1 protein-coding gene is annotated in these 450 nt (G+C 60.9%); it reads right to left on the bottom strand.

Going from position 1 to position 450, the window contains the following annotated elements; genetic code table 11:
- On the bottom strand, window positions 1-450 hold a 450-nt coding region (locus EA795_RS20800), incomplete at both ends, for an alpha/beta fold hydrolase (protein ID WP_147456339.1).

Here is a 450-nt window from a genome sequence, read left to right as displayed (position 1 = left end):
GGTAGACGATCAGCTGCGCGTCCTTGATCTGTGCGGCGGAGGCCTTGCCGGAGATGTCGAGCGGCACGATCTGGTCGTCATCGCCATGGATCACCAGGGTGGGCACGTCGAACTTCTTCAGGTCCTCACGGAAGTTGGTGGCCGAAAACGCGGCGATGGAATCGTAGGTGTTCTTGTGGCCGGCCTGCATGCCCTGTGCCCACCAGCTGTTGATCAGGCCTTGGGACACCTTGGCATCCGGCCGATTGAAACCGAAGAACGGACCGGAGGCGATATCCAGATACAGCTGCGAGCGGTTTTCCAGCGAGGCCTTGCGGATACCGTCGAAGACTTCCAGCGGCACGCCGTTCGGATTATCGGCGGTCTTCAGCATCAGCGGTGGTACGGCGCTGATCAGCGCGGCTTTCTTGACCTTGTCAGTACCGTGGCGGCCAATGTAGCGCGCCACTT

Origin of the sequence: Stutzerimonas nitrititolerans, assembly GCF_003696285.1 — a bacterium.
Lineage (GTDB): Bacteria > Pseudomonadota > Gammaproteobacteria > Pseudomonadales > Pseudomonadaceae > Stutzerimonas > Stutzerimonas nitrititolerans.
Note: the sequence above shows the minus strand (reverse complement) of the source record. Positions and strands in the feature narration are given on the sequence as shown.